This window comes from Litorisediminivivens sp. KMU-197 (genome assembly GCF_056858395.1).
Genome location: NZ_JBXEQG010000010.1, coordinates 81,814 through 103,721 on the forward strand (window position 1 = coordinate 81,814; position 21,908 = coordinate 103,721).

The 21,908-nt window shown below is 65.6% G+C and carries 11 protein-coding genes; 9 read left to right on the forward strand and 2 right to left on the reverse strand.

Annotated elements, in window-relative coordinates:
- The first annotated feature begins 65 nt into the window (after positions 1-65).
- Entirely contained in the window at positions 66-8,156 is an 8,091-nt protein-coding gene (locus tag AC04PT_RS17170) for a DUF7933 domain-containing protein (RefSeq protein ID WP_482874962.1), read from the forward strand.
- Positions 8,157-8,235: 79 nt separating this feature from the next.
- On the opposite strand, the gene AC04PT_RS17175 is transcribed toward AC04PT_RS17170, so the two are convergent.
- Positions 8,236-9,615, reverse strand: coding sequence for a multicopper oxidase family protein (locus AC04PT_RS17175; protein ID WP_482874963.1), 1,380 nt, complete (start codon positions 9,613-9,615; stop codon positions 8,236-8,238).
- A gap of 541 nt (positions 9,616-10,156) precedes the next feature.
- Here AC04PT_RS17175 and AC04PT_RS17180 point away from each other — a divergent pair.
- From AC04PT_RS17180 to AC04PT_RS17195, 4 genes are all read left to right on the forward strand, one after another.
- Positions 10,157-10,564, forward strand: a complete 408-nt coding sequence (locus AC04PT_RS17180) for a hypothetical protein (RefSeq protein WP_482874964.1) — start codon at positions 10,157-10,159, stop codon at positions 10,562-10,564.
- Positions 10,565-10,636: 72 nt separating this feature from the next.
- The gene (locus tag AC04PT_RS17185) at positions 10,637-10,972 is read left to right on the forward strand and encodes a hypothetical protein (protein WP_482874966.1); all 336 of its coding nucleotides are present in this window, start codon (positions 10,637-10,639) and stop codon (positions 10,970-10,972) included.
- Positions 10,973-11,077: 105 nt separating this feature from the next.
- On the forward strand, positions 11,078-15,493 hold the full coding sequence (locus tag AC04PT_RS17190; RefSeq protein ID WP_482874968.1) for a VWD domain-containing protein: 4,416 nt from the start codon (positions 11,078-11,080) through the stop codon (positions 15,491-15,493).
- 179 nt (positions 15,494-15,672) lie between these two features.
- Positions 15,673-16,350, forward strand: coding sequence for a hypothetical protein (locus tag AC04PT_RS17195; protein ID WP_482874970.1), 678 nt, complete (start codon positions 15,673-15,675; stop codon positions 16,348-16,350).
- 229 nt (positions 16,351-16,579) lie between these two features.
- On the opposite strand, the gene AC04PT_RS17200 is transcribed toward AC04PT_RS17195, so the two are convergent.
- Positions 16,580-18,169 (reverse strand): ABC transporter substrate-binding protein, encoded by a 1,590-nt coding sequence (locus tag AC04PT_RS17200; protein ID WP_482874971.1) that lies wholly within the window; start codon positions 18,167-18,169, stop codon positions 16,580-16,582.
- A gap of 239 nt (positions 18,170-18,408) precedes the next feature.
- On the opposite strand from AC04PT_RS17200, the gene AC04PT_RS17205 reads away from it, so the two are divergent.
- Genes AC04PT_RS17205 through AC04PT_RS17220 form a run of 4 tightly spaced genes read left to right on the forward strand, consistent with a single transcriptional unit; the run spans position 18,409 to position 21,894 of the window.
- Entirely contained in the window at positions 18,409-19,401 is a 993-nt protein-coding gene (locus AC04PT_RS17205; protein ID WP_482874989.1) for an ABC transporter permease, read from the forward strand.
- A complete protein-coding gene (locus tag AC04PT_RS17210) occupies positions 19,401-20,303 on the forward strand; it encodes an ABC transporter permease (RefSeq protein WP_482874972.1) in 903 nt (300 codons plus the stop codon). Before AC04PT_RS17205 ends, AC04PT_RS17210 begins: the two co-directional genes overlap by 1 nt.
- Positions 20,303-21,136 (forward strand): ABC transporter ATP-binding protein, encoded by an 834-nt coding sequence (locus tag AC04PT_RS17215; RefSeq protein WP_482874973.1) that lies wholly within the window; start codon positions 20,303-20,305, stop codon positions 21,134-21,136. The genes AC04PT_RS17210 and AC04PT_RS17215 overlap by 1 nt, the downstream gene beginning before the upstream one ends.
- Positions 21,133-21,894, forward strand: coding sequence for an ABC transporter ATP-binding protein (locus tag AC04PT_RS17220; protein WP_482874974.1), 762 nt, complete (start codon positions 21,133-21,135; stop codon positions 21,892-21,894). The genes AC04PT_RS17215 and AC04PT_RS17220 overlap by 4 nt, the downstream gene beginning before the upstream one ends.
- Positions 21,895-21,908 lie beyond the last annotated feature (14 nt).

Consider the following 21,908-nt stretch of genomic DNA (forward strand, 5'->3'; position numbering starts at 1 on the left):
TTCGGCTTTCGGATTTCGCCGGCCCCGGTTTGACGGTGGCTGGCCAGGATATTGGACCCGACCATATGACCAGATATGCATCGATCGTTTTCGCCTGGGCGCTTGCGCTGATCACCGCCGGCCTGCTTCAGGCAACGCCGGCAGTGGCGCAGGTGGCGTTCACCAAGGTCTTCGACAACAGCACGATCGGGCCGTGGTCGTTCAGCACGCTGATCTTCACGATTAGAAATGAATCGGCCACCCCGGTCACGGACCTCGCCTTTTCCGACACGATGCCGGCCGGGGTCACGCTCGCATCTCCCGCACGCGCATCGACGGATTGCAGTGAGGCCATTTTGTCCGCCCCTGATTTGGGCTCCACGATCTCGATGTCCAAGGGCAAGGTTGGCCCCGGAACAAGTTGCACGGTTCGGGTCGATGTCACGTCGTCCACGGTGGGGGTGCATACGAACACCTCGAGCGACCTGACGTCGTCAGCGGGAAATTCCGGGACCGCGACCGCTGACCTGACCGTCGTTTCATCGCTTCCGGGGTTCTTCAAGTCCATTACGCCGGGGACCGTTCCGCTGAACGACGTGGTCACCATCACCTGGACGGTCGACAACTCGGGGAATGGCGGCGCGGTAGAAAACCTTGATTTCAGTGAAACCCTGCCGCCCGGATTCGCATTTGCTGCGCCGGCAAACAAGAGCACCGATTGCGGGACCGCGACAATCCCCCCGACGCTGACGGTTGCAGGCAACACGATCACCCTCGTTGCCGAGGGCATAGGGGGTTTCCCCGCAGTGGCTGCAGGCGCGATCTGCACGGTAAGCGTCGACGTCGACGCGACAGTGTTAGGGGACAGCAACTTCGTATCCTCAGAGCTGGTTGCCGACCGAGACGAAGCCGGGAAGAGCGCGGCCAGCCTGACCGTCACCGGCGCCACGGACGAGCCGGACATTTCGAAGGTGTTCCGTGGTGATCCGGTGGGTCCCGGAGGGTCGGCAACGCTCGAGTTCACGATCATCAACCGAAGCCCCGCATCCGACATGACCGCGGTTACCTTCGAAGACGATCTGGATGCCATGCTGACCGGGACGACCGCGTCCGGGCTGCCCTCTGATCCTTGCGGCACCGGGTCGGCGCTGGATTTCACCAGCGGGGTCCTGACGCTGACGGACGGTGTCATCGCTGCGCGAAGCTCTTGCACCTTCTCGGTGACGGTAGATGTATCGGCGGGTGCTGCCGGCGGCTCTTATGTCAATACCACCGGGCCGGTGACGGCCACCATTGGCGGTGTAACCGACGTCGGGACCGATACCGCCTCGGATACTCTGGCGGTGACGTCAGGCAGCGCGCCGGTGCTCGAAATCCTGTTCGTTGGCGATCCGGTGAATCCGGGGCAGGACGTCACCCTGCGTTACACCATCGACAATACCGCCAACACAGTGGCTGCCACCGACCTCACCTTCCGCGACGAGTTGACGGACAACTCCGGCGCCATTTCCAACAAGACCGGCGGCAACGGGTTTTTGCCGTTCCCGGTTTCGGTCACTCTGCCGCCGGTGCCGAACCCGCCCTGCGGTGGGGCATCGTCGCTGTCCTTGGTGTTCATAGGCACCGATCGGCAGGCTTTGGCGCTGACCGGCGGCGAGGTCGCGGCGGGTTTGACCTGTGAGTTCGAGGTGACCATCACCATCCCCGAAGACTTTGCCGGTGGAAATTATGTCAGCACCACCGGCGAGTTGACCTCGATGGTCGCCGGTCAGTCCCTGACCTCGCCGGGTGCGTCGGATGATGTGAACGTGGGCTCGGGTATCAACGCCAACTTCTCCAAGTCGTTCGCGGGCGCGGTGGCGCCCGGTGGCACGGTCGAGCTCAGCTTCGATATCCGCAATGCACCGGAGTCTCCGGATCTGACGGACATCGGCTTTACCGACAATCTTGCCGCCATGCTGGCCGGGGTCACGGCCGATACGCTCGTATCCAACGATTGCGGCGGATCGCTGGCCGGGCTGGGCACCACCAGTATCACCTACAGCGGTGGCGCCTTGCTGGCCGACGCAAGCTGCCGGATCACTGTCGAGCTATCGGTGCCGAATGATGCCACCCTGGGCACATATACCAATACCACCTCGCAACTTTCGGTGACAGGAGCAGGAGTTACCCTCGACCAAGGCACCGCCACGGATGATCTGACGGTCACCGGCCTGATCTTCACCAAGGAGTTCCAGCCCGCGACCGTGATTGCCGGGGACACCACCACGCTGAAGTTCACCATCAACAATCAGCACCCGACATCGGATGCGACGATCAACTCGTTCACTGACAATCTGGCCGATATGCTGGACTTGACGCCGGACATTGCGGCGACCGGCGGTGTCACCAGTGACACCTGCGGCGGCTCTCTGTCCGGCACAACATTCCTGACCTACACGGGCGGCAGCGTTCTGGCCGGAGCCTTTTGCGAGATCGAGGTCGAGGTCATGGTGCCCGCAGGCGCCGACGACGGAACCTATGGCAACAGAACGAGCGTCCTGAGCGTCACTCAGGGTGGCGGCGCGCAGTTTGTCGATCCGGCCTACGCCGAACTGACGGTGCAGACCGGCGTGATCGCGCTGTCCAAGGCGTTCTCGGAGGATGCGGTCGCACCGGGCGCGACGGTCGACCTGTTGTTCACTCTGGAAAACCTCGGGACGACGGATGTGACCGGCATCGCCTTCAGCGACGATCTGAACGCGATGCTGCCCGGTGCCGAGGTGACCCTTGCACCGACCGACAACTGTAATGCGGACGCCATTACCGTCCCCACATCCACGATCAACGTGACCGGTGTCGACCTGACCGGTGGTGCGTCCTGTACTCTGAGTGTTACCGTCGAAGTGCCGGCGGCGGCCAGCCCCGGTCTCTACACCAATACGACGACCTCGGTCACCGGCACGGCCGGCGCACTTGCCGTCACCGGCGACCCGGCGACGGATACGCTGAGCGTCACGACGCAGCCGACCGTGTTCGCGAAATCCTTCGACGGGCCGATCGTGCCGGGCGAGACCGCGACGCTGACCTTCACTATCACGAACCCCAACGACGACCCGGTGACCGGTCTGCGCTTTACCGACGACCTGTCGACCCTGCTGCCCGATCCCGTCACCGTGACTTCGCTGCCCGCAGCGCCCTGCGGCGGCAGCCTGAGCGAATTCGGCGGCGTCCTGACCTTTACCGACGGCGAGGTGCCGGCGCTGGGTGGCATGTGTGCCTTCGAGGTCGAATTCACCGTGCCTGCCACCACGCCGGGCGGCAGCTATTCCAACACCACGTCCGAGCTGACCGCAGTCAGCGGTTTCTCGGCCGCGCCGGCCACCGACGACCTCGAAGTCGTGTCGGTCGTCGACGTCTCGGTCACCAAGACCGACGGGCTGACCGAAGCGGTGCCGGGCGGAAGCCTGAGCTATTCCATCGTCGTGGCCAATGACGGTCCGTCCGAGGCCACGCAGGTTCAGGTCAGCGATACCTTCTCGAGCGAGACGCGTCTGGCGAATTGCAGCTATACCTCGGTCGCCGCCGACGGCGCGAGCGGCAATGGCAGCGGATCGGGCGATCTGAGCGAGACCCTGACGATGCCCGCGGGATCGTCAGTGACCTATACCGCGACCTGCGACATCAATTCCGATGCCACCGGCACCCTGAGCAACACCGCACGGGTGTCGGCCCGCGAGCCCGACGTGGACCCGGCCAACGACAGCGCGACCGACGGCGACACCGTGCTGGTGCCGCAAGCGGACATCGGGTTTCAAAAGCTGTCCCATGCGACCGCGGTGCCCGGCGAGCAGGTGCACTATGCGTCCTATGTCACGAACGACACGGGGCCTTCAGACGCTCCGTCGGTCCTTGTCACCGACGCTGTCCCCGCCGGTCTGACCTGCACCCACAGTATTTTCAGTCTGAGCGGCGGCGCGTCGGGCAGTGTGCCCCCATCGGGTGATATCTCGGCGGTCTTCTCCCTGCCTGTTGGCGCTCAGGTGATCTATACCTCGCTTTGCGACATCGACCCCGCGTTGACCGGCGTGTTGGACAACACAGGCGAAGCCACCCCTTCGGTTGCGGACCCCGACCTGACGAACAATGTACACACGTCGACTGTCACGCTCGAGCCGTCTGCCGACCTGTCGATCACCCAGGACAACGTAGTAGGGGCGCTGGTGCCCGGTGAAAGCGTCACCTTCGTTTTCCGGTCGGGCAATGCCGGTCCGTCCAATGATCCGGCCGGCGTCATCGCGGTCGGCTTCCCGGCGGTTCTGGCCTGCACCACCTCGGCCGAATTCTTCGATGGCGCGAGTGCGGTTTCAGCACCGACCACCACCGGCGATATCAGCGACACGGTGTCGATGCCTGTCGGATCGTCGGTCGTGCATACGTCGGTCTGCGACATCGATCCGGCGGCAACCGAGGACCTGCGGATCCCCCGGTCGATCACCGCGTCGGTGTCTGATCCGGATACGACCAACAACGGCGCCACCCGGGTGCAGTTCCTGACGCCCAGAGCAGAGGTGTCCGTCAGCAAGACCGACGGCCGCACCAGCGTCAGTGCGGGCGGCGCGCTGACCTATGTCATCGACGTGATCAACGACGGTCCCTCGGACAACCCGGCGATCGACCTGTCCGATACCTTCCCGGGCGATCTGACCTGCGGCTTCACGTCGCGCGGCACCATCGGCACGTCCGGCAACACCGTCTCGGCCGATCCGGCGACCGAAATCGCCGATACGCTGGTGATCCCCGCCTCCGGCTCGGTTCGGTACACGGTCAATTGCCAGGTCGACGTTCTGGCCAGCGGCACATTGTCCAACACCGTCACCGCGGACAGCGCCACCCTGGATAGCGACCTCACCGACAACACGGCGACCGACAACGATACCGTCGTCCTGCCGGCGTCGCTGGGATTCACCAAGGCGTTCGTGACCAACCCGATCGTGCAGGGCGAAGTCACCGACATGGTGTTCACCATCACCAACGAAAGCAGCGTGGCAGATGCAACCGGACTGAGCTTTTCGGACACGTTCCCCGATGGGATGCTGTTGCAGTCGACCAATGGCGATACCTGCGGCGGCAGCCTGACGACCACCGACACCTCGTTGTCCTATACCGGTGGCAGCCTGACCTCCGGCGCCAGCTGCGAGATTTCCGTCTCGGTGCGCGCGGTTGGATCGGGGTCGCTGCTGAATGCGACCAGCACGCTTCTGTCGAACTTCCCCGAAACCGCGCAGGCGCAGGCCACGCTTGAAGTGACGCCGGCCGATGCGCCGGAGTTCTTCAAGGAGTTCGGCGACTTCAGCATCGAGCAGGGTGAAAGCAGCACGCTGACCTTCAGGATCGGCAACTTCTTCAACGCCATCGAGGCCACGTCACTGAGCTTCACTGATCCTTTCCCGGACGGTCTTGTGGTCGCTGATGACCCCAACCTGTCGAACACCTGCGGCGGCACCGTCACCGCGGTGGCCGGCGCCGCGGAGGTCGTGCTGACCGACGGATCCGTGGGCGCGTTCCTGGGCTGCGAGATCACGGTTGACGTGACCGCGCTGACCAGCGGCGACAAGGAGAACGTCACCGAAGACCTGCTTTCGAGCCTTGGCAACAGCGGTTCCGCGCAGGCCACCATAGGCGTGACCAGCGGCCCGACACCGGGCTTCCAGAAGGAATTCCTTGCCCCCGGAGGTGAGGTCACCCAGGGCGAGACGACCGTCCTGCACTTCCTGCTCGACAACACCGCCAGCGCAATCGGCGTGACCGACATTGCCTTTACCGATCCCTTCCCGGACGGGCTGGTGGTTGCCGACGATCCGAACCTCATCAACATCTGCGGCGGCACGGTGACCGCTGTCCCGGGCGGCACGTCGGTCGCGCTCGAAGGCGGGGCGATGGACGCCGGCGGCTACTGCGAGATCTTCGTGAACGTGCGGGTCACGGGCGGCGCCAGCATCCTCAACGTCACCTCGGAGCTGACGTCGAGTGCCGATGGTGACGCCGATCCCGCCGAAGCCAGGCTGCGCGTGAACCCGGCCGAAGCCCCGGGCTTCGCCAAGGCATTCAGCGATGCCGTGATCGAGCAGGGCGACACCACGGTGCTGACCTTTACCATCGACAACAGCGCCAACCTGATGGAGGTGACGGACGGGACCTTTATCGACTTTATGCCGCCGGGCATGATCGTGGCCACCGGCACCAGCGATGCCGGCACCTGTACCGGCGCGGTGACGGCGAACCAGGGCGACGGCACGATCACCCTGCAGGACCTTTTCCTGCCCGCGGGCGAGACCTGTTCCTTCGCGGTGACGGTGCAGGCGCTCGAAGCCTACGAGATGCTCAACGTCACGTCGGTGCTGACCTCGAACCTGCCCGATGCGGTAGGCGCGCGCGCCACCGTGCTGGTTCTGGACAAGCCACTTGATGCGGCGATCAGCTTCACGCCGTCGACGATTGAGCAGTTCCAGACCTCTGCGGTGACCTACACCTTCACCAACACGGCTGCGATCGACGCATTCAGTATCTACCTCAACGACGTGCTGCCCGCGGACGTGACAATCGACGATCCCGCAGCGGCATCGACAACCTGTACCGGAGGCACGCTTACTGCCACGCCGGGCAGCGATTCCGTCACTTATATCGGGGGCGGACTGGCCGCGGGTGCAAGCTGCGAGATCTCGGTCGCGGTGACATCCGGCGTGGTGGGGAGCTATCCCGACACCGTCGAGACCGTCGTGTCGTCGCTGGGCACCAGCGTCAGCCCGAGCGCGACCCTGACGGTCGAACCGGCCACCACCGGCAGCGTGATCTTCGTGCAGAACACGGATCAGGACGGCGACTATGTGTTCTCGTCCAGCGAAGCGGCGCTGAACTTCACCATCGCGACCTCGGGCGGCACCGGCAGTGCCGGACCGATCACCCTGGCGGTGGGCAGCTACGTGATCAGCCAGTCGTCGACGCCCGACGGTGTCGGCACTTCGGCGATCAGTTGCGACGATGGCAACAGCACCGCCGACGCCAAATCCCGCACCATCCGGCTGCAGCTGGATCCGGCGGAAGTGGTGACCTGTACGCTGACCTCGAAGGCGACGCTGACCAAGACGGTGCAGACCATCAACCGCTTCCTCACCCGCAGGGCCGACCTGATCCTGTCGACCGAGCCGCGCTCGGGCCGTCGTTTCGACCGGCTGAACCGGGGGTCGGGCAATGCCTCGGCGCTGTCTTTCGCCAACGGCGACCTGAAGTCCTTCCTGCCGTTCCAAGCGCAGGTCTCGCGCGGCGGCGATGAGCTGAAGTTCTCGACCAGCCTGCTGAAGATGCGGCAGGCGGCGGCCAGCCTGCAACTTGCGCACAGCGACGACAAGGCGATGTATGTCGACAACTACCGCTTCGATGCCTGGACCGAGGTCCAGTACAAGAAGTTCGACGGCGTCGACAGCCGCGGGCACTTCGCGGTGGCCTATTTCGGGGTCGATTACCTGCTGACGCCGGATGTGTTGGTCGGCGCGCTGCTGCAGTTCGACGACATGTCCGACCATTCCGAGAGCGAGGACAGCCGGGCCAGCGGATCGGGCTGGATGTTCGGGCCCTACGTGACCGCGCGGATCACGCCCAGCCTCTACTTCGACGGCCGTCTTGCCGCGGGCGGATCGCACAACACGGTCAGCCCGTTCAACACCTACGAAGACGACTTCACCACCAGCCGCTGGCTGGCGCAGGGTGCCCTTACCGGTGAGTTCAAGGCGGGCGCCTGGACCGTGCGGCCGACTGCCGACCTGTCCTACTATCGCGAAAAGCAGGACGGTTATACCGATGCGCTTGGCGTCAGCATCCCCGGCCAGACCATCGAGCTGGGCCAGCTGAAGATCGGGCCGACGTTCAACGGCAGCTTCGAGACCGCGGGCGGGCTGATCTATTCGCCCTACTTCGGGATCGACGCGATCTACTCCATGGGCGGCACCACGGCTGACGTGAGCCTGCCCGACGGGGTCGAGGAGGTCTCGGAGGACTGGCGCGCGCGGGTTCAGGCGGGTGTCGACTTCACCATGAGCGGCGGCACGAGGGTGGCGTTCAGCGGCAGCTATGACGGGTTGGGGCAGGAGGACTTCGAGGCCTGGGGCCTGTCGTTCGACGTGACCATCCCGCTCAGGTAGGCGCGGGCGCGTTCAGCCGCGCCCTGCGGCGTCGCCTCCCCCGTCGCAAGCCCGGGGGGCGACCAGCGGTCCGGCCGCCTCAGCCGACCTCGAACCAGGTCTTCATGCCGGCGGTCTGATGGCCCAGCATGTGGCAATGCAGCAGCCAGCGGCCGGGATTGTCGGCCGGCACCACGATTTCGCGGGTCTCGCCACGGTTCACCAGCAGGGTGTCGCGCCACGGACCGAGGCCGTCTTCGCGCCATTCGCGGAAGTGGTGCCCGTGCAGGTGCATGGCATGCGGAAAGGCGGTGTCGTTGATCATGCGGACGCGCTGCGCCTTGCCCAGACCGGCGGTGAAGAACGGTGCGTCGGGCAGGCCCGCGACGCCGTTCAGCGCCCAGAACTGCCCCTCGGACATCAGTTGCTGCATCGAGCGAGTCTTTCCGCCCATCATCGCGCCGCGCATTCCGCCCATGGCGCCGCCTTCCATGCGCAGCGTGTGCACCGGGGCATCGGCACCGTCGCCAAGCTCTGCCACAGGATTGGCCGGCAGGGCGTCGGGGGCCGAACGGCGTTGCGCAGCGTCACCGTCGACCGCGAAACTGGCCAGCGCAAAGCCGCCATCGCGTTCGAAGCCCACCAGATGCGCCTCTGCCCCCGCCTCTGCCGTCACATCGACGAGGATATCGGCGCGCTGGCCGGGAGCGAGGGTCAGGTTTTCTGCGAACGGCTGCGGCGCCGCCAGCGGCATTCCGTCCAGCGCCACCACCCAGCCCTCCAGCCCGGATAGGCCGAGAGTGAAGACCCGCGCGTTGGCGGCGTTCAGAAGCCGCAGGCGCAGGCGCTGGCCGGGGCGCACCTCGTGCCGGGTTTCGAAGGCACCGTTGATGGTGACGAGGTTGCCGATCCGTCCGGCGTGCGACAGGTCGTGCAGGTTGTCGAAATCACCGAAAATCTGCCCGTCGTCCGGGTTGATGCGCCAATCGTCGATGGCCATCGGCAGGTCGACGTCGACGTCGGGGGGCGTCGCCTCATCGACGATTAGCATACCGTAAAGCCCGCGCGCGACCTGCTCCATTGAGCGATTGTGCGAGTGATACCAGTAGGTTCCGGCGTCGGGCACGGTGAGGGCGTAGTCGAAGCTGTCGCCGGGTGCCACCGCCTCTTGCGTGAGACCGGGAACGCCATCCATGGCGTTGTCGATGCGGATGCCGTGCCAATGTACCGCAGTGGGCTGGTCGAGATCATTGACCAGCCGCCGCCGCAGGGTGTCACCCTGGGCCAGCCGCAACACCGGCCCGGGGCTGCTGCCCCCGTAGCCCCAGATCGCTGTTTCGGGATACTCTTGGGGCAGAAGCCGTGCCGTCGCGGGCATGGCGCGCAACTCGGGCGCGGCGTCCGTCGCGGCATGAAGCCCGCGCAGGGGCAGGGCGGCGCATGCGGCTGCGGTGGCGGTCAGGAAATCTCTGCGTTTCATATCGGTCCATCCGAATGTGTGCCCGACTGTGGTATTCGCTTCTCCCGCAGCAATCAATCGGCGGCGCGTCACGGAGCCGTGACAGAAAGCTCAGGGCATCGACGGGTCGGACTTCGGCGTCCTGTCAGCGGAGCTGCGGTTCAGACCAGCGGCTTGATCCCGGTCGCGGACGGTCGCTGGGCCCCGATGATGGATCGGGGATTGCCATTCTCCGGCGCGTGAATTGCCGACCTCGGGCGGCACCGGTCAGCAGGTGCTGGATGCCACCGCCTTCGCGAACGTCGCCGCGGGCGACAGGCGAAGTCATCAACTTTAGCGCGCTGCCGATTGCTGGCCGGGATTTCATTGACAGGTAAGGTAATCTGATGTCATCTGACCGCCGGGGAGCCCTGCGCAATTCACTATGCAGGTATAATATATGGCAAATTCTCGGCCCTTTCGGGGCGGGCGTTGTCTTCTAAGTAAGTATAATTTTCCGAGTCTGGCGTAAGACGACCTTCCTTGTCCCCTCTGTGACGCTTTGAATTGAGGAGCAAGACGATTGAATAGACTGATACTCGTGGCGCTGGCAGCAGCCGTCATGCTGGGCGGTGCCGCGCGCGCTGAAGTGGCAGATTACGGAGCCGTGGAACTGACCGGGCTGTCGCGGGATGTGTCCTGGCCCTACAATTCACCGGGGCCTGCCTATGCCATGGTGTGCAACGTGAACGGCCCGGACGGCTTTCTGGCGGTGCGCAACGGGCCCGGGACCAAGTTCCACGCCAATCGCAAGCTGAAGCGGCTGGCCACCGTGACCGTCGACACCCGCAACCGGAAGGGCCGCTGGGTGCGCGTCACGGACGCCAACCGCGAATTCTCCACCGATGGCGACAGGCTGGGCAATGCCCGGTCGCTGGCCGTTCAGGGCTGGGCGCACGAGAGGTACCTCTGCGCGTTCATCGATTACTGACCCCTCCTCATTCCGCCGGGCGAAGGGATCGCCCGGTGCCCCCCTGCGCTTCTGATCGAAAGGCACCACACGATGCGATCCACTGCATTCCGCGCGCTTGCCGCCGCCTGTCTCGCCGCTGCCGCCAGCCCCGCGCTGGCCAAAACGGCGAACTGCCACGACGCCTATGTCGGCTCTTATGTTTGCGAGTTCGAGTTCACGGACAACAAAGGGAGCTTCAGCGCCGAGGCGCCAAACCATGCCACGATCATGCTTCTGGTCCAGTCGCCGGGCTGGGGCGAGATGCTGTCGCGCGACGAGGATGCCGACCAGACCTTCCGGCGCGGCATGTTTCACCGGATGCCAGCGCCCGACGAAGCCTGCTGGCAAAGCACGGTCGATCCGGCAGATATCTTCTGCGCGCATTGATCGGTCTGTTTCCGGCCCTCTTGCCGGGCCGACAGCCACGCGGCGGCCGGATCGCCGCGCGGCACCCAACAATCACAAAAAACAGCGTCCAACAGAGTGAACCCCATGACCCCGAGATCTCCTGCCCGCCTGTCCGCCCTCGTCTCGACGTTCGCGCTCTGCGCCTCTGGCGCGGTGGCGCAGGTGTCGGCGCATGAACCATCGCTTGCCGGGTGCGGTGCCGGAGCGGCAAGTGCCGCCTGTCCCTTTACCGGCACGCCCGGATTGGTCAAGGTGGCCAACCACGTGGGATCCGGCGTCATCATCACCGCCGAAAGCAAGCTCGACGCCGCGGCAAGTTACCCGCCGCTGCGGCTGCTGGCCTATTCGATCAACGACAACCAGCGCGACGCCAACGGCGAGCTGACGGGCTATTTCCTCGCGCCGCGCAACGGCGCCGCCTGGATCGTCGAGGGCGAGGACAACGCGCCCCTGGTGCGGATGTTCGCCACCGGGCAGGACACGGTGTTGTTCGTGCTTGATCCCGACGGCAGCAAACCGCGCTTTCTTGTCGCCGGCGAGAATGGCGCCAGCTTCGAACCGGTGCCGACGGACGGTTCCTATTTTCACGTCCGCCCGCCGCTGGAGCAGGCCGGCGCCGCGCAGGGATTCATCAGCCTTGAATCGCAGCGTTTTCCGGGGCAGTTCCTGCGCCACTCCGGCTTCCGGCTGCGGCTGGATCCGATCGATCTTCGCGACGACAGTCTCTCACGCCGTGACGCCACCTTCCTGACCCTCGCCGACGGGGCCGAGATCCCCGGCACTGTGGGCCAGGGCGTCTTGGACGAAATGGTCGTCGACCGGAGCACTGGCGAGCAGGTGACGCTGGAAACCGCCCTGCTGACGATGTTCCGCAACAACGTTTTCGCGATGGAGCGCAGCGCCTCGGTCGAGGTGCAGTTCCTGACCATCATCCTCGGCGCGCTCTACGATGTTCGCAAGGAGCAGGCCTTCGAGGCGATCGTCGCCATGATGGAGGGCCAAGGGGTCAGCGCAATGAGCGACTGGATCAGCGTCGCCACCATCGTCGAGGTGGCCGAGGCGCGCAGCTTTGGCGCGGGCGGCTTCGCGGGCGCCGGCGGCGCGGCGGGCGGCTTCCAGTTGGCGGCGCATTTCGAAGCGCTCCAGGCTGTCGACATGGCGGCCTGCGGCGGCAAGCCCGGCGGCTTCGGCGGCTTCGGCGACCGCGAGGTGCCCACCAATTCGCACGGTGACGTGCATATCTTCACCCCCGATGGCCTGACCTATGATTTCCAGGAGGGCGGCGAGTTTGTGCTTCTGGCCTCGGCCGATGGCCAGTTCCAGGTGCATACCCGCCAGACCGTCCATGACGACAACCCCTCGGTGTCTTCCAACACCGCCGTGGCCATCCGCCTGGGCGAGAGCCTGGTGGAATTCTACGCCGACGACAATGGCCAGCGGATGTATGTCGACGGCAACGAACTGCCCTTGCCCGAGACCGCCTTCGACCTCGAACAGGGCGGCTATGTCAGCTATGACGGCCAGGGCAAGAGCGGCCCCCGCTACTTGGTGGCCTGGCCCGACGAGACCGGCACCGATATCTTCACCGTGCGGGTCAACCTCTACGACGCCTTCCTCAACGTCGGCGTCGCCGCGGCCGATGGGGTCTATTCCGGGCTGATCGGCAATCTCGACGGCAACCCCGAGAACGACATGCTGCCGCGCGACGGTACAGCGCTGATCTGCCCGCCCGCCGATGGCGCCGCGCTGGTGCGTTTCGGCGATAGCTGGCGGGTCTCGGCCGAGGAGACGCTGCTGCGCGCCGAGCTGGAGGAAAGCCGCGTCGCGCTTGTCTCGGAGGTCGGCACCGGCCAGCGCGTCAGCGTCGAGACCGCGGTGGTCCGTGCGCTGCAGGAAAACTTCGTAGGCATGGATGTGAGCCAGTCGGTCGAACTGTCGTTCATCGTGTCGATCGTCAGCGCGCTTTACGAGATGAGCGAGGAATTGGCGCTGGAGACGCTGGTCGAGGTGCTGAGACTCGACACCGCGATCTCGGTGAACGAGACCATCGAGGTGGCCACCATCACCGAGATGATACAGGTTTACGAAGACCGCCGCGAGGTGCGTACGCTCGAGGCGCTGGATGTCACCGTCCGCGCCAACGCGCAGCGCATCTGCGCGGCCAACGGCGTGACCGATCCGCTGGCATTGGCCAATTGCGTGCTCGACGTCGCGGCCACGCAGGACGAGACCTATGTTGAAAGCGCTGTCTCCTTCCAAGAGGTCGTGTCGGTGGTGGCGATCGACCAGCGCCAGGCTGGCTCTTCCGTGTTCAACCCGATCGCGCCCGAGGCCCTGCTGCCGCCCGAGCGGGTGGTCGAGATCGTCGGTCCCCCCGAGGTAGTGCCCGCCTTCGCGGAATTCACCACGCTGGTCAGGGACGTGCAGGTCCGCGAGATCCGTCGCTCGGTCACCGTGTCGACCAGCGAGACGCTGACCACGGTGGTGACCGAGGTCGGTACAGGGCAGGCGATTTCGGTCGAGGCGGCGGTCTTCGAGACGCTGGAAACCAACTTTGCCGAAATGGGCGCCGGCGAAGAGATCGACCTGTCGATGGTGGTCAACATGATGACCTCGCTCTTCGAGATCGAGCAGGAGGTGGCCGAACAGGCCGTAGTCGAGATCTTCGAGGACCAGGGCGTTACCTCGGTTGCCGAAAGCATCTCGGTCAACGTCGTCACCGAGGAGGTCGAGACCTACAACGAGGAGATCACCGAACGCACCGAGGTGCTGTTTGGCCAGCGCGCCACCCGGGAAGAGCGCACCGTGACCCAGGTCACCAGCGACATCACCTCGACCGTCGAGATCGGCGCCTGCGACGAGGTCGAGGGCTTGGTCGGGCCGGTTCAGGTGCTGGAACAGCAGCCCGCGGCCGGCGGCGTGGCGATCTTCTGCGCCACCCATGCCCGTGGCGGCCAGACCATCACCACCGAACTGGCCCGCACCCTGGACGAGGCGCTGGAACGCGCCGTGCAATCCTGCGAGGCCGAGGCCGAGCGCCGGATTGCCGACTTCGGTGATGTGGTCATCCCCTGCCGAGAGATCGGCCGTGCCGAGCGCAACTTCGACTTCGGCGGCGGCGTGCTGGCGGTGGGCCGCGAGGTCGAGATCACCCTGTCCGAGCGGCGTATCGAGAAGACCGAGCTGCTCGAACGGGTCGAGGAATTCTCGCTGGTGTTCGATCCCGGTCCGGGCCTCACCGCGCAATGCATGGAGGGCGAGAGCGTGCCGATCGAGGGGCTGACCGTCAGCGACGGCCTGCTCGACTACACCGGCGAGGGCGAAAGCGACTTCCATAACCTTTGCGGCGAAATCAGCCTTGAAGAGACCGAGGACGACTTCCTGCTGCAAGCCACCTGCTTCAACGACGATGCCACCGACGCCTCGCCTTCGGCGATCTCGCTTTTGGCCTTGCCCGCGGTGGAAGAGCTGATCGGACATCCCAACTGTGCCCCGGAAGGACCCGGCGGCGAGGAGTTCACCGTCTTCGCCGAGGACGGACTCGAGGCGCTGTTCCCCGATCGCGGCGACTTTGTCCTGATCCGCACCACCGGGTCCGAGGACCCCGGCGTCGTGGTCAACGTGCGGCGCGATCTCTGGGTCTATGACCAGAGCGAATCGGTGTTCACCGCGATCTTCATGCAGGTCGGCTCGGACACCGTCGAGCTGCGCGCCACGCCTGAACCCGCCGTATTCATCAACGGCGCAGAGCGCGAAGGCATGGGCGTCGATGACGGCGGGCCGCTGCCCGGCGGTGGCGGCTTCGAGGTGGTGGAGGACCCGCTGGGCCCCCATGTCTACACCGTCAACTGGCCCTCGGGTGTCGACTTCGCGATGCAGGTCATCCTGCACGCCGGTTCGCACCTGTCGCCGGCCATCCACGCGGGCGAGGGCTATGACTACGAAGGCCTCGCCCGGTTCACCTCGGACTGGATGCTGACCGGGGAAGGCTCCGGCTTCAGCCAGCAGATCGGTGCTGATCCGAGCTGTGCCTGCGGCGGTGGTGGCAGCCAGCAAAGTGGCTTCGGCGGCGGTGGCAGCAGTGAGCAGAGCGGCTTCGGCGGCGGCGGCAGTAGCGAGCAAAGCCGCTCCGGCGGTGGTGGCAGCAGCCAGCAAAGCCGCTCAGGCGGCGGTGGCAGCAGCGAGCAGAGTGGCTTCGGCGGTGGTGGCAGCAGCCAGCAAAGTGGCTTCGGCGGCGGCAGCAGCACCCAAATCGTCGGCCCTCGCACCGAAGAGCCGCCGCAGGGGGGCAGCAGCACGCAAATCGTCGGCCCCCGCACCGAGGAGCCGCCGCAGGGGGGCAGCAGCACGCAATTTCTCAGCCCGGAAGCCTCGCAAGAGCTGATGAAACTCATCGAAGAGGACGAGCAAGGCGAGGATGACGGCACGCGCGAGACCTTCGAGTTCGGCGGCGAGAGCGAATCCGGCATTGGCGGCGGCGGTCTCGGCAGCAACAACTGACCTTCCGGTCCTGACGCCACCGCCGGCCCCCTTCGCGGGGTCGGCGGCGGCCCGGGGAGGTGCCGCACCAGGGCGGGACCGCCCCAGCCACGTGGGTCCGGGCTGCCCTGCCCGCCGCGACAATACCCAGGGCCGCGTCCGGTCCGCGACATGAACAGGTTCAACGGAGGAGCCCTCGAATGCATTCACCCCATCTCAGCCTTGCCGTCCTTGCGTTCGGCGCATTCACCGCGCTGGCCGGGGCGGCCCAGGCCCAGTCCGGCTGCGGCGCCGCGATGGCCGATTTCCAGTCCGCCATGAAGACCGGCACCGCCGAGGCGCTGTCCGATTACATCAACACCCACGCCCCCTGTTTCGAGGCCCCGGCCCGCGCCCGGCTCAAGGCCCTGGGTGGCGCGCAAGACGCGCCGCAGGACACCGCCGCCAAGGAAGCCGCGCCGGCCCCCGCGGTGGTCGAGGAGGTCGCCGAGCCGCCGAAGGAGGTCTTTGGCGAGGAGGCCAACGAGCCGCCCGCGCTGGCCCCGGAACCGGAGACCGCGGCCGCGACCGGGCCGGGCACGCCCTGCTACGACGCCGTGCAGAACAAGATCGCCTGGAACTACAGCGGCTCGAGCACCTGGCGTCAGGCTGCGCTGGAAGAGCTTTGCGGCACGGTCGAGACGACGGAACCGGCGCGTTGCTTCGACAAGGTGATGCACGGCGGCGTGAGCTGGGGCGGCGGCCACCGCTGGGGCTGGGAAAACGCCCTGAACCTCTGCAAGGGGTCCGAGGACGCCGATGCCACCATCGCCTGTTTCTCCGCCGAAATGCCGGCCTCGGGATGGGGTGCGGCGATCGACACCTGCACCGCCGGGTAACCCCGGACGTCTGCCAAGGGCACCTTGCCCCGCCTGTGCTGGTCGGCGGGGGCCAGCTTGGTCGTTCGTGCGGCTCATTGGGCACGGCAGGCCCGGTCCGCATGGCGGCGAATCGCTGCCGTGTCCTTCTACGGCAGCAAGTATCCCCCACACCATTACCCGTCATACGAAAACACCGCGGCGAAAGGGCCGCGGTGCTGGGTTTTTCAAGGGGCCTAGAAGGCGTCGGTCAGTTCTTTTTGACCAGCCGGTAGAACACGAGGTCCGAGCTGGCACCGTGGACATAGCCGGAGATGTCCTTGTCCATGGCGACCTGAAGCGTGGCCTGCGCCCAGATCACGAAGGGTGCCACGGCCTGAACGTCTTTTTGCAGGCTCATGTACATCTCTTCGCGCTTGGCCGGGTCACTCTCGGTCAGCGCCGCCATGGTCCGCTTGTTCATGTCGTCAGAAACCGCCCAGGCGTTGCGCCAAGTGGTGGTGGAGGCATAGCCGTCGTCATTGTTGTTCTTGTTGTAGGCGAAGGCCTTGGCGTTGGAGTGCGGATCGTTGAAGTCGGGACCCCAGTAGAGCATGATCGCCTCATGCTCGCGCGCGCGGTACTTGGTGATGATCGCCGCCGTGGTGCCGGGCACGATGTCGAGGTTGATGCCGGCCTCGGCAAAGCTGGCCTGAATCGACTGGGCCACGTCGGTGAAGGGCGCGAAGTTGAACACGTCCATTTCCACGTTGATCGGCAGCTCGACACCGGCGTCGGCGAGGATCTGCTTGGCCTTTTCAGGATCGTAGCTGAAGGGCGTCTCTTCCAGCGCGCCGGGGAAGCCCTTGGGCCAGAACGCCTGATGCACGTCCATCTGGCCCTTGAGCAGCGTGTCGGTCAGGCCCTTGTAGTCGATCAGGTAGCGCGAGGCTTCCCAAAGCGCCTCGTGCTGGAGCTCGGGCACCTTCTGGTTGAAGGAGATGAAGTGGATGGCCGCCTGCGGGTGGATGCCGACCTTGAAGCCCTCCTCGGGAAGGGCGGCGATCTGTTCGGGCGTCATGTTGCGGGCGATGTCGACGTCGCCGTTTTCCAGCAGGAGCTGCTGGGTCGCGGCTTCGGCGACGTGACGGATGATGACCTGGTCGAGCTTGGGACCTTCCTTGAAGTAGTCCTCGTTGGCGGCAAGGCGCAGCATCTCGGCGGGGCGATACATCTGCAGGCTGAAGGCGCCCGAACCGGCGCTGTTGGTGTTGAGCCAGGCATTGCCCATGTCGTCGCCTTCGGCGTTTTCCATCACCAGCTTGCTGTCGACGATCGAGGCGGGGCGCGCGGCCAGCACGTTCATCACGAAGGCGGGGGAGAAGTCGCCATCGTATTTCAGGGTGACGGTGTTGCCTTCGCCGGTGACCATCTGTTCGACGTTCTCGGGCGTCCAGCCAAGCTGGGTGAGGATGAAGGCCGGGTTCTTGTTCAGCGCGACGACGCGTTTAAAGCTGTAGATGACATCGGCGGCGCTGACCGGGTTGCCGGAGTGGAAGGTCACGCCATCGCGCAGGGTGAAGGTGATGGTGCGGTTTTCGGCGTCCACCTCCCAGTTTTCGGCGAGGCCGCCCACAAGCTCGGTGGTGTCCTCGGCGTCGTATTGCACGAGCCGGTCGTAGACGTTGGCCATGTATTCGGACGAAGTGAATTCATAGGCCTGCGCCGGGTCGAGCGCAACGATGTCATCGATGTTCTGCGCCACCACCAGCACGTTGGGCGGGGTTTCCGCCTGCGCTGGCGCGCCGAACAGCGCAAAGGCCGTGACGGCTGCTGCGACGAGGTTGACGGGTTTCTTCATGGGATGACCTCCTGTTGACAACACCGCGTTCAAGCGCGGCTGAGGGTTTTACGTGACCGGTCGGGCCGGGTGTCGTAAAATATTTTTACTCTACGCAGAATGATCTTTACATGGGAAGAACTTTTGTTCGTAATGCGGACATTCTGACCCTCAAGCGACGGGAGACAGCACCTTTGGCGGCGAATTTGTCCGAACCCGGTCCCGCGCTGCATCACCGCGCAACCGATGTCGCGCTGGGTATCGGCCGGTTCGCGGTGGTCACCGCCCTGACCTTCCTCGGGCTGCTGGCAATCACCTTCTTCATCGGGCGGGTGGTGCCAATCGATCCGGTGGTGGCCGTGGTGGGTGACCGTGCCACGCAGGAAGTCTATGAGGCGACGCGGGTGGCGCTCGGCCTCGACAAGCCTTTGGTCGTGCAGTTCGGCATATACGTGCGCGACGTGCTCACCGGCGATCTGGGTACCTCGCTGACGACCGGACGGCCGGTGGTCGAGGACCTGATCCGTTTTTTCCCGGCAACGGCCGAGATGGCGACGGCGGGCATCCTGATCGGGGTGCTTTTGGGCGTGCCGATGGGAGTGATCGCGGCGGCAAACGCGGGCAGCTGGCTGGATCAGGTGATCCGGGTGCTGGGGCTGCTGGGCTATTCGGTGCCGGCGTTCTGGATGGGGCTCGTCGGGCTGGCGGTGTTCTATGCCGGGCTCGGCTGGGTCGCGGGGCCGGGGCGGATCGACATCTTCTATGACGGCATGGTGCCGACGGTAACGGGCTTGTTGACGGTAGACGCGCTGATTGCGGGCGACTGGGCGATTTTTCGCAATGCGGTGTCGCATCTGGTGCTGCCCGCCGCGATCCTCGGCTTTTTCAGCCTGGCCTATATCGCGCGGATGACCCGCAGCTTCATGCTGGACCAGCTGGCGCAGGAGTTCGTGACAACCGCGCGGGTCAAGGGGGTGAGCGAGCGGGTGGTGATCTGGAAGCACGCCTTCTATCCCATCCGGGTGCAGCTGGTGACGGTGATCGGGCTATCCTATGCGGTGCTGCTTGAGGGGTCGGTCATGGTCGAGATCGTGTTCAGCTGGCCCGGCATCGGCAATTACCTGACCACGGCGCTTTTGCGCGCCGACATGGCGGCGGTGCTGGGGGCGACAATCCTGATCGGGACGGTGTTCATCGTGATCAACCGGCTGTCGGACCTGCTTTACCGTGTCTTCGATCCGAGGAGCCGCTGATGACCGTGCATGATTGGCTGACCGACGATGCACCGGCGTCACGGCTGCAGGCGCAGGCCGGGCAGGCGTGGGCGATCGCGCGGGCCTTCGGGCGCAATCCGCTGGCGCTGCTGGGCGCGGTGATCGTGGGCTTTCTGATCGTCGTCGCGGTGCTGGCGCCGTGGATCGCGCCCTATTCGCCCTTCGGACAGGATCTGGGGTCGCGGCTGCTGCCGCCGTCGGCGGAGCATTGGCTGGGCACGGATGAACTGGGCCGCGACATCCTCAGCCGCATCCTGCATGGCGCGCGGATCACGCTGGTGATCGTGGTCATGGTGGCGCTGATCTCGGCACCGCTCGGGCTGATCATCGGCGCGGTGTCGGGCTATTTCGGCGGCTGGGTCGACCGGGCGCTGATGGCGCTGACCGACGTTTTCCTGTCGCTGCCCAAGCTGATCATGGCGCTGGCTTTCGTTGCGGCCCTGGGGGCGGGGTTGCAGAACGCGATCATCGCCATCGCGATCACCGCCTGGCCCGCCTATGCGCGGATCGCGCGGGCCGAGACGCTGACCTTCCGCAATGCCGAGTTCATCGCCGCCGTGCGCCTTCAGGGCGCGTCGCATCTGCGGGTGATCGGTCTGCATGTGATCCCGCTCTGCCTGTCATCGACGATCATCCGGGTGACGCTGGATATGGCCGGGATCATCCTGACGGCCGCCGGGCTGGGGTTCCTTGGCCTCGGCGCGCAGCCGCCCTTGCCGGAGTGGGGGGCGATGATCTCGCGCGGGCGGTCCTTCATCCTGGATCAATGGTGGGTGGCGACGATGCCGGGCTTTGCGATCATCATCGTGAGCCTTGGCTTCTGCTTCCTGGGTGACGGGCTGCGCGACGTGCTGGACCCGAAGCAAAGGGAGGGCCGCTGATGGCGCCGTTGCTGGAGTTGCGCAACCTTCGGGTCAGCTTTCCCGGCCCAAGGGGTCGTGTCGAGGTGGTGCGCGGCGTGTCCTTCGACCTGGGCCGGGAGCGGCTGGGCATTGTCGGGGAAAGCGGGTCGGGCAAGTCGCTGACCGGACGGTCGATCCTGCGGCTCCTGCGCCCGCCGGCGCGGTTGTCCGTGGACCGGCTGCGCTTTGACGGACAGGACCTGATGGCGCTGAGCGAGCGCGGGATGCGTGCCGTTCGGGGCGCGCGGATCAGCATGGTGATGCAAGACCCGCGCTATTCGCTGAACCCGGTGATCACCGTGGGCGAACAGATCGCCGAGGCGCTGCGGGTACACGAGGACATCCCGCGCCGCGAGGTGCAGGCGCGTGTCCGCGACATGCTGGAGAAGGTGCGCATCCACGATCCCGAGCGGGTGATGAAGCTTTATCCGCACGAGGTTTCGGGCGGGATGGGGCAGCGGGTGATGATCGCGATGATGCTGATCCCCAAGCCCGATATCCTGATCGCGGATGAGCCTACGTCGGCGCTGGATGTCAGCGTGCAGGCGCAGGTGCTGGACCTGATCGAGGAAATGATCGCCGAGAACGGCATGGGGCTGATCCTGATCTCGCATGACCTTGATCTGGTGGCGCGGTATTGCGACCGGGTGCTGGTGATGAACCGCGGCGAGGTGGTCGAAGAGTTGCAGGCCGGCGCGCTGCACGCGGCGCAGCATCCCTATACGCGGGGGCTGCTCGAGTCTGTGCCGCGAATGAATGAAACCCGAAAGGTCCTGCCGGTGATGGATCGCAGCGCGGGGGCGGGGACATGAGCGCGGCGCTGGAGATCGGCAACCTTTTCGTGCGTTACGGACGCACCGACGTGGTTCGGGACGTCTCGATCACCGTGGCCAAGGGCGAAAGCTATGCCCTGGTGGGCGAAAGCGGATCGGGCAAGTCGACGATCCTGCGGGCCGTCTGCGGCATGGCGCCGGACTGGCGCGGGCGCATCTCGGTGGACGGCGTGCCGCGCGGGGAGATGGGGCAGGGGGATTTCGCGCGGCACTGCCAGATGGTGTTTCAGGACCCCTACGCCTCGCTCCATCCGCGTCGCACGGTGGATGCCACCCTGTCAGAGCCCCTGCGCATCCACGGGATTGCGGACCGCGATGCGAAGGTGGTGGAGATGATGCGGAGCGTCGGGCTGGACCCGCGCTATCGCTTCCGGTTTCCGCACCAGCTGTCGGGCGGGCAGCGTCAGCGGGTGGCAATCGCGCGGGCGCTGATGCTGGACCCGAGGCTGCTGTTGTTGGACGAGCCGACGAGTGCTCTGGATGTCAGCGTGCAGGCAGAGATTCTCAACCTGCTGGTGCGGCTACGCGAGGAACGCGGGCTGACCTATGTGCTGGTCACCCATGCGCTGCCGGTGGTGAGCTTTCTCTGCGATCGGTTGGGCGTACTGCACAAGGGCCAGTTGGTCGAGGAGGCCGGAACGGGCGCCTTGCGGCAGGGCAGCTTCAATGAGCCGTATGCGCTTGAGTTGTATGCCGCCAGCCTCGGCGCAGGGGATCGTGTGCAGTGTGCGGGGTAGGGCAAATTCCTGTG